We start from the raw sequence: 7,995 nt of genomic DNA on the forward strand, positions 1-7,995 counted from the left end.
CGAGTTCCTGGCGGACCTCACCGTATCGCCGGCTCGCCCTGAACGCCGGCCAGTCGGTCGGTAGTTGCGCGGCTATTCGCACGATTTGTTTGGCCGCGCGACGTGCCCGGACCAGGTGCGTGCTTACTGCCACATGGATATTGACGCGGCGGCCGACGGCATCGAGATAGCGCTGGCCGACATGCAGCTGTTCGGCCAGTAACCATTATCGGAGGTCTATCATCGTGCGCGATATGCAACCTCATTCGCCGTCAGTACGATCTGCAGCATGCAAATCGGGCGGCCGCCAGGTAGTGCCGGGAGCGGCTTGACTTCAATCAATGCCCTCGCTCCGAAACCCGTTAGCGTGAAAAGGGGCGAGTCGGGCCTGTGACTGAGTCGCGGTTCCGTACGAAGACGCACAGCGCAATGCATCGACAGGACCGCCCCGCACTTTTGCGCCGCATCGCAAGACCACGTCGGGCTGATTACTCATGGACTCATCGAATTGGCACGAGCTTGAGTGCGAACATGCGTTGCAGGCCCTCGAGACTGCGGCCGAGGGCCTTTCGCCAGCCCAGGTGCAGGCCCGACTCGTTCGCTACGGCGAGAACAGTGTGCCGATCCCCCCGCCGGAAAGTGCGTTACGGCGACTGGGTCGTCAATTCCGGAATCTGCTGATCTGCGTGCTCATGAGCGCCGGCGTGGCCACCTTGTTCCTTCGGCACTGGGTGGATTCCGGCGTTATTTTCGGCGTGGTATTGATAATGGTGCTGATCGGCGCCTTTCAGGAGGGTCGCGCCGAGAAGGCGTTGCGGGCCATTCAGGCGCTGCTCTCGCTCGAGGCCATCGTCATCCGCGCGGGGCGACTGCAGCGCGTGCCGACCCGGGAGATCGTGCCGGGGGATATCGTGCGCCTGAATGCCGGCGACTGCGCGCCGGCCGATCTTCGGCTGTTGCGAGCGCACCAGGTACGGGTCGACGAGTCCCCCTTGACCGGCGAATCCGCCCCGGTGGCCAAGAGCGTGGATCCGGTGCCAATGCAAACACCGCTCGCCGAGCGCAGCAACATGGTCTATTCCGGTACGCACCTCACACAAGGTCGTGCCATCGGCATCGTGATTGCCACCGGTGCCCGGACCGAGATCGGTCGTATCGCGCGGCTGGCGGAGGATATCAACGAAACACCCACGCCATTAATGGTCCAGATGTCCGATCTATCGCTCAAACTCACGGTCGGCATCCTGTTGCTGGCGATCGTGACATTCGGCATCGGCTGGCTGGGTCGCAGCGGCAGCTTCGAAGAACTCTTCCTCGCCGCTGTCGCATTGGCGGTGGCGGCGATACCGGAGGGCCTGCCCGCGGTGATCACGATCACACTGGCGATCGGCGTACAACGCATGGCGCGACGCAACGCGATCATTCGTCGTCTCTATGCGGTGGAAACACTCGGCGCCGTCGACGTGATCTGCTCGGACAAGACGGGCACACTGACTTACAACCAGATGATGGTTCGCTGCGTCGTGCTGGCCGGTGACCGGCTCATGGTCGACGGTGACGGCTATGCACCGATGGGAACCATTCAATCGGCGACACATCGCCCCCTGGCCGATGTGGCAGCCGATCTGGCTCGTTTGCTCACGGCGGCCGTGCTCTGCAACGAAGCTGAACTGAAATCGCAACCAGACTGGCACGTGGTTGGCAGTGCGACCGAAGGCGCGCTTCTGACGCTCGCCACCAAGGCCGGTCAGGATGTCGATGCCATCCGGGCCGCGTATCGGCGACTCGACATCATGCCGTTCGAGTCGGAAAGCCGGTTCATGGCGACGCTTCACCGCGATCAGCAGGACACCGGGTGGATCACGCTCAAGGGCGCGCCGGAATCTGTCGTGGTTCGATGCACCGCGCAAATGCGCAACGGCCTGCCTGAGCCGCTGGATGCGAATTATTGGACGGGCCATCTGACCGCGCTCGCCGACACCGGCCAGCGTACGCTCGCCATAGCGCAGCGCGAAGTCGCACACCACACGGCGGGCCTGCGGTCCGACGATCTCGATTCGGATCTCGTGCTGCTGGGCCTGGTCGGCATCCAGGATCCGCCACGACCGGAGGCAATCGAAGCGGTCCAGCGCTGCCGTGCGGCGGGTATCGACATCAAGATGATCACCGGCGACCACGCCGCTACGGCTCGAGCTATCGGCGCGCAGTTCGGTCTCGGTCAAACCGCTCCGGTGCTCAGCGGCACCGATATCGATGCCATGGATGAACAGTCGCTCCAGGAAAGTACGCGCACGGCTGACGTCTATGCTCGCACCACCCCCGAGCACAAACTCCGCCTGGTCAGGGCGTTGCAGGCCAGAGGGTGCATCGTGGCCATGACCGGAGACGGGGTCAACGACGCGCCGGCCCTGAAACAGGCCGAAGTCGGCATAGCGATGGGTCGACGCGGTACGGATACTGCTCGGCAAGCCGCGCACGTGATCCTGACTGACGATAATTTTGTCTCGATCGCCGACGCTGTCGAACAGGGCCGTACCGTCTACGACAACATCCGAAAATCGGTACTCTACATAATGCCGACCGGGCTGGCGGAAGCAATGGTGGTCGTTCTGGCCACCCTGTTCGGCCTGACCCTGCCGCTGACGCCGCTGCAGATTCTCTGGGTCAACACCATTACGGCCACCACGCTTGGGCTGGCGCTGGCTTTCGAGCAGCCAGAGCAGGATCTGATGCGCAGGCGTCCGCGCGGCGCCCGCGACGCCATAGTCAACGGCCTGCTGGTGTGGCGCATCGTCTTTGTCACGCTCGTTATTGTGGCTGGGACGTTCGCGCAGTTCATCTACGCGATCGACCGCAGCTTGCCACTGGACCAGGCGCGGACGGTCGCGGTCAATACGCTGGTCATGTTCGAGATCTTCTACTTGTTCAGCAGCCGTTTCATCGTGAATCGGTCACTCAGCTGGCAAGGATTCATCGGCAATCGTTACGTTCCGGCGGCGGCGGTGGCCACCCTGGCGCTCCAGGCCCTGTTTACCTACGCCCCGCCCCTGCAATTGCTGTTCGATACACGAGGCATCGGGGCGCTATCCTGGATCGGGCTTACTCTCACCGCGTCGTCAGTGCTGTTTCTGGTGGAAATCGAGAAAGCGATCCTGCGGTATGCACACAAAGACCGGGGTCGCCCGGTAACCACCCGTCCGACCGCATGACCCTCGTCCGCTTCCGAGCTCGCACGCTAACGGCGGGCGCGTGTCTCCTGCCAGATTTCGTTGCCGACCAGGGTACGCATCCGATCCATTGATTCGGCAAACCACTCGAGAATGTCGTCCAGCGTAATGATGCCGCGGAGATAGCACTCGGCGTCCACGACCGGCAGTCGCCGCACCCCCAGTTCAGCCATGCATTCCATCGCTTCCCAGATGTCGGCCGATTCATCGATGGTTTCGATAGGCGTCTGAACGATATCGCCAACCGCGAGCGAATCGATCGGTACGTCCTGAGCCAGCACTTCGATCACCAGATCCCGATCGGTCACGACGCCCACCAGCGCCGACTCCTTCTCGTCGGATTCGACAATGACCAGCGAGCCGACGTGGTATTTGCGCATCAGCGCCGCGGCATCACGGATACGGGTATGCCGGGGTGTGGTGACCACGTTCTTTTCGCAGAACCGCGCGACTTCCACCTGAGACTCCGTGTAAGCGTAAACGACGCCACCATGGTCATCGATCGTGCCGGCGAGATATTGATTCAGATCAAAGCGCGGAAGTCCGGAGCGCCGACCGCGCCGTAATGCGCTTCGGCGCGTGTACGGGGCAGCCGCGCCGGTGCGGCTACGGGCTGTCGCCGCGCGACGATGACGAACGCGGGGTCTTTGCCCGGTGGCCGGCACCCGAATCGTCGTCCGGGGCCTGCCCGGGGCCGGGATTGCCGTTGCCGGGGGGCGTTGGGATCTTGCCCTGTGCCACGCAGTTCATGTGGCTCGCGCCATCGAAATTGAGCGTGATCTTGTCGTGGCCAAATGTAAGCTGGTCACCGTGATCGTCGGCGTAGACGGCCGTATGCGCGCCGCTGTCTTTCCTGGCGTCCAGGGTGATCTGCCGCTTGCCCATGTGCAATACGGCTTGCTTGGGGGTGTTGGTCATATCGAAGCGGAAATCGTCATCGCATCGATAATGCCGGAAATCCCCGCCCGCAGCGGAGTCGTTCGCCTGCAGCATCAGCAGCGCCGGCTTTCGTTGTTCGCGCGGCGTGACGGCCTGGGGTACGGGCGTTTGCCAACGCACGTCGCCCCCCTTGTCCATGATCTGTGCCGATAGACCGTACTGGCCGCCGCTGCCGAGCAACGCGGATCCGACCGAAATATTGAAGCTGACCGGCAGTTTGCCCAGATCGTGCAGCGTGCGCTCGGCCACAATGCGATTCTCGCCGCCGCCGACATCGTGCTCGATCAGGCTGATACGCGCGCTGGCATGATTCGGGAGTTTGCCATCGCCCGCAAGCGCAAGCCGGCCGCGAATATGCACATCCTGGGGCTGGCTCGAGCCGCAGCCGGCCAGAATGCCGACTGTCGCCATCATTGAGGCGACGATGAGCGCTCGGGCGCTTCTTCGGAGTTTTACCATCAAACCGTCTATTTCAGTCGATCGAAAATGCAAGTATCTGACTCAGTTGGCAATACGGTCGCCCAGACAGTTCGTTCCACATATTGAATAGTGCCTGAATACGCTGGTGCGCGCTCCGGGTGTTTGTTTTGCCGGAATAAACCTGCCATTGCGACATCGCCCGCGCCACCCAGTCGGTCAACAAGAAGGTATCCTTGCCGGCCATGCGGAGAAAGGCCGGACCGGACTGGCCGCCGAGCTGGGCGAAGCGTGTCTTGAGCTCGGCCCAGAGTTCGACGATCTCGTCCTCGGGCCACTCCGCCAGCCAGAAGCCGAAGCTGCCGAACTCGTCGACGATCGCCTGCATGGCCCGTGCGTTGTCGCGTACGGCAAATATCTTCCGGCGATGGCGGATCAGCTGCTCGTCGCTGGCCAGTCGTTTGAGATCGTCCTCGCTGAGCGCGGCAACGGCTTCCAGCCGGAAATCATCGAACGCCGCCTCGAACGCAGGCCAGCGTGCGTCGACCAGGCGATGGGTCAGGCCGGCGCGAAAAATACGCCGGCACATCACCGATAAATAGCGGTCATCGCCGATCATGGCGAGGCTTTCCGGCGGCTCCGGCCGCACCAGCGCCGCCTCGAGTTCCGCGCTGCCGCCCAGGCGTGCGCAGGCAGCGGATTCGATCCTGTCGAATTCGATCATGGGCTCGTCGCGGTAAGAGATTGTGCACAATTGTACGCGCAATGGACCAGCCAAGGGCCGGTTGCCAACGCACACGGCAACAGGCCGGCCCGGGCCGCGTGGTTCGCGGCGCTCGGAATCAGTGCTTGGCCGGGTCCGGCGCATCCGGCAGCGCCGAGTCGCCGGGCACCTCACGCGTCAGATGCAGAAAATGCAGATGACTCTCGTACTGATCGAGAATATCGTCGATGACCTGATCCTTGGAGTAGTTCATCAGGTCGTAGCCCTGCGTGCCTTCGGTGAGAAACACTTCGAGGCGGTAGTAATAGGCATTGGATCGCGATGCGCGCATGGCGAACGTGGGGGTCTGGAACTGGCGGGGCCAGGCCTGATAATTGAAATCGGGCTCGTCGTCCAGTCCGACGCGAAGCGCGGCATGACGCGCCTCGCCCTCGCCCTGGGTGAACACATCGACCTTGACGCCCTGCGCGCGCAATTCCGCGGCCACGGCATCCATCGCGGGCCGGACCGCTTCGTCCAGATAGCGCATCACGTGGCGATAGCTGGGAAAACTCATCGCCCGCGACACGCGCGTGGTCCAACTGACCGCATCGCGCCCGCCGGTGCGGCTCGACAGGTGGCCGGGCAGGCTCACGCGTTGGCTGTCGAATTTGTAGGCTTCGATCTTCAGCGCCTTCCACAGGCCCGCCATCATGAAGAACAGGACGACCGAAAACGGCAGACCGGTGACGACGACCGCGCTCTGCAGCGCGGATAACCCGCTCGTGCCCGATCCGGCCAGCAACAGGGCCAAGGTCACGACGCCGATGATCGACGCCCAGATGACACGCATCCACACCGGCGCGTCGCTGTTTACGTCGGCGAGCTGCGAGGTGAAGTTGGACAGTACCAGGGCCCCGGAGTCGCCGGAGGTGACGAAGAACACAATCCCGAGGATGGTGACCCCGATCGTCGACAGCATCGGAAACGGCAGCTGATTGAGGAACAGATAGACGCCGGACGGCGGGTTGTTCATCACCTGCTGGCCGAAGTCGCCGCCGCCGTGCATGACCATGTCGAGGGCCGAATTACCCAGCAACGACATCCAGATCATCATGAAGATGATCGGCAGTGTCATGGTGCCGGCTACGAATTCGGCGATCGTGCGCCCGCGCGAGATTCGCGCCAGGAAAAGCCCGACGAACGGGCCCCACGCGATCCACCAGGCCCAGAAGAACAGCGTCCACCCGTCGAGCCAGCCGGCCGGCGCCGCGTAGGAGAAGGTGTTGGTCGATAGACTCACGAAGTGCGTGAGGTAGTCGCCGACGTTGGTGACGAAGGTGTTGAGCAGAAACAGGGTGCGCCCCGTGAACAGGACAAAAAGCAGCAACACGATCGCCAGCAGGATATTGAACTCCGACAGGCGGCGAATTCCCTTTTCCACCCCTGTGACCGCCGAAATGGTGGCGAACGCAATGATCGCGACCACCAGACCGACCTGCGTCCAGATATTGGCCGCAATGCCGAACATGTAATGCATGCCGAAGTTCAGCTGCACGATGCCGATCCCCAGGGCGGCGGCAATGCCGAACACGGTGGCGACGACGGCGGTGATGTCGACCGTGTGCCCGATCCAGCCGTAGATGCGATTGCCGAACAGCGGGTACAGGGCCGAACGGATAGTCAGCGGCAGATCGTAGCGATAGGAGAAAAACGCGAGCGACATGCCGACCAGCGAGTAGATCGCCCAACCGGAGATTCCCCAATGCAGGAAGGTGATCTCGATGGCGTGCCGTGCGGCCATGGCCTGGTCGGCCGGCGCGTCGGGGGCATTGTAGAACTGGGTGATGGGCTCGGCGATGCCGTAGAAAATGACCCCGATGCCGATGCCCGCGGAGAACAGCATGGCGGACCATGAAAAAAGATTGAAATCCGGCCGGGACTGTTCCGGTCCGAGCCGGATGCGACCGAACCGCGACACCGCAACCCCGATCACGAAGACCAGGTATATGATCACCGTCAGGAAGTAGTACCAGCCGAATGTGGCCGATATCCAGCTTTTCACCGCACTGATCGCGGCTTGCGCCTGCGCCGTGAAAATCATCGTCCATAGCGAGAACACCACGATGGTGATCGCGGAGCCGTAGAACACGATCGGATTGAGACGATCTTCCGCCGGCTTACGCTCGGATGAGAGGGGCTGACTCATGTTGCTCCTGGCACGTGAATTTGCCGGGTGCACTCGCGTTGCGCCGTCGCGCGACGTGTTGAACCGACGTCCACGTCGCGCCCGTCACAGGGCTCGCTGCCGTGATGGCGCGCTACGGAGGCCCGGAATCGCGGTTTACCGCCGAAGGGCTGGCCGGCCGGGTACCCGGAATGCCGGCGTAGACTGCCGCCATTCGATTTAGCGTGCAAATGAAACGCCGGATCCGCACGCGCCGCGACAGCCGCAGCAATGTGCTGTGCCAGGTATTTTGTCGCATGCAGCGAGGCGGCGCGCGTTCACGGCAAGGCGCGACGCCCCGGCCCCGGGCATCATCCCCGTGGCCAAGCGGCGTTCGGGCCAGCGGGGCCTATTAATCCGGCATCCAAACAGCCGACTTCATCCGCTGTTTTCAAAGACTTCGCGGCCAATGGCCACGGCGAGCATGCGGTCGCATGCTCGCGCTATTAGGGCCTGTTGCCGTTTCGTCCGCGTCCGCGCCAAGCGCTGTTTTGCGGCAAGAC

The 7,995-nt window shown here is 62.9% G+C and carries 6 protein-coding genes; 2 read left to right on the forward strand and 4 right to left on the reverse strand.

The window, feature by feature from the left end; genetic code table 11:
* The first annotated feature begins 64 nt into the window (after positions 1–64).
* Both ACS8Y6_RS12390 and ACS8Y6_RS12395 read left to right on the forward strand, forming a co-directional pair.
* On the forward strand, positions 65–202 hold the full coding sequence (locus ACS8Y6_RS12390; RefSeq protein WP_440848479.1) for a hypothetical protein: 138 nt from the start codon (positions 65–67) through the stop codon (positions 200–202).
* Positions 203–473: 271 nt separating this feature from the next.
* The gene (locus tag ACS8Y6_RS12395; protein WP_440855682.1) at positions 474–3,188 is read left to right on the forward strand and encodes a cation-translocating P-type ATPase; all 2,715 of its coding nucleotides are present in this window, start codon (positions 474–476) and stop codon (positions 3,186–3,188) included.
* A 26-nt stretch (positions 3,189–3,214) separates the two neighbouring features.
* On the opposite strand, the gene ACS8Y6_RS12400 is transcribed toward ACS8Y6_RS12395, so the two are convergent.
* The 4 genes from ACS8Y6_RS12400 to betT all read right to left on the reverse strand — a co-directional run bounded on the left by ACS8Y6_RS12400 (position 3,215) and on the right by betT (position 7,474).
* Positions 3,215–3,664 carry a CBS domain-containing protein gene (locus ACS8Y6_RS12400; RefSeq protein ID WP_440848477.1) on the reverse strand — a complete coding sequence of 150 codons (450 nt, stop codon included), beginning with the start codon at positions 3,662–3,664 and terminating at the stop codon, positions 3,215–3,217.
* Between the two features lie 148 nt (positions 3,665–3,812).
* Positions 3,813–4,559 (reverse strand): YbaY family lipoprotein, encoded by a 747-nt coding sequence (locus ACS8Y6_RS12405; RefSeq protein WP_440855683.1) that lies wholly within the window; start codon positions 4,557–4,559, stop codon positions 3,813–3,815.
* 58 nt (positions 4,560–4,617) lie between these two features.
* Complete coding sequence (locus ACS8Y6_RS12410) at positions 4,618–5,286, reverse strand: DNA-3-methyladenine glycosylase I (protein ID WP_440848475.1); 669 nt, start codon at positions 5,284–5,286, stop codon at positions 4,618–4,620.
* A gap of 118 nt (positions 5,287–5,404) precedes the next feature.
* Positions 5,405–7,474, reverse strand: coding sequence for a choline BCCT transporter BetT (gene betT, locus ACS8Y6_RS12415; protein ID WP_440848474.1), 2,070 nt, complete (start codon positions 7,472–7,474; stop codon positions 5,405–5,407).
* Positions 7,475–7,995: the final 521 nt, after the last annotated feature.

Source organism: Salinisphaera sp. RV14 (assembly GCF_052044135.1).
In the GTDB taxonomy this organism is placed as follows: domain Bacteria; phylum Pseudomonadota; class Gammaproteobacteria; order Nevskiales; family Salinisphaeraceae; genus Salinisphaera.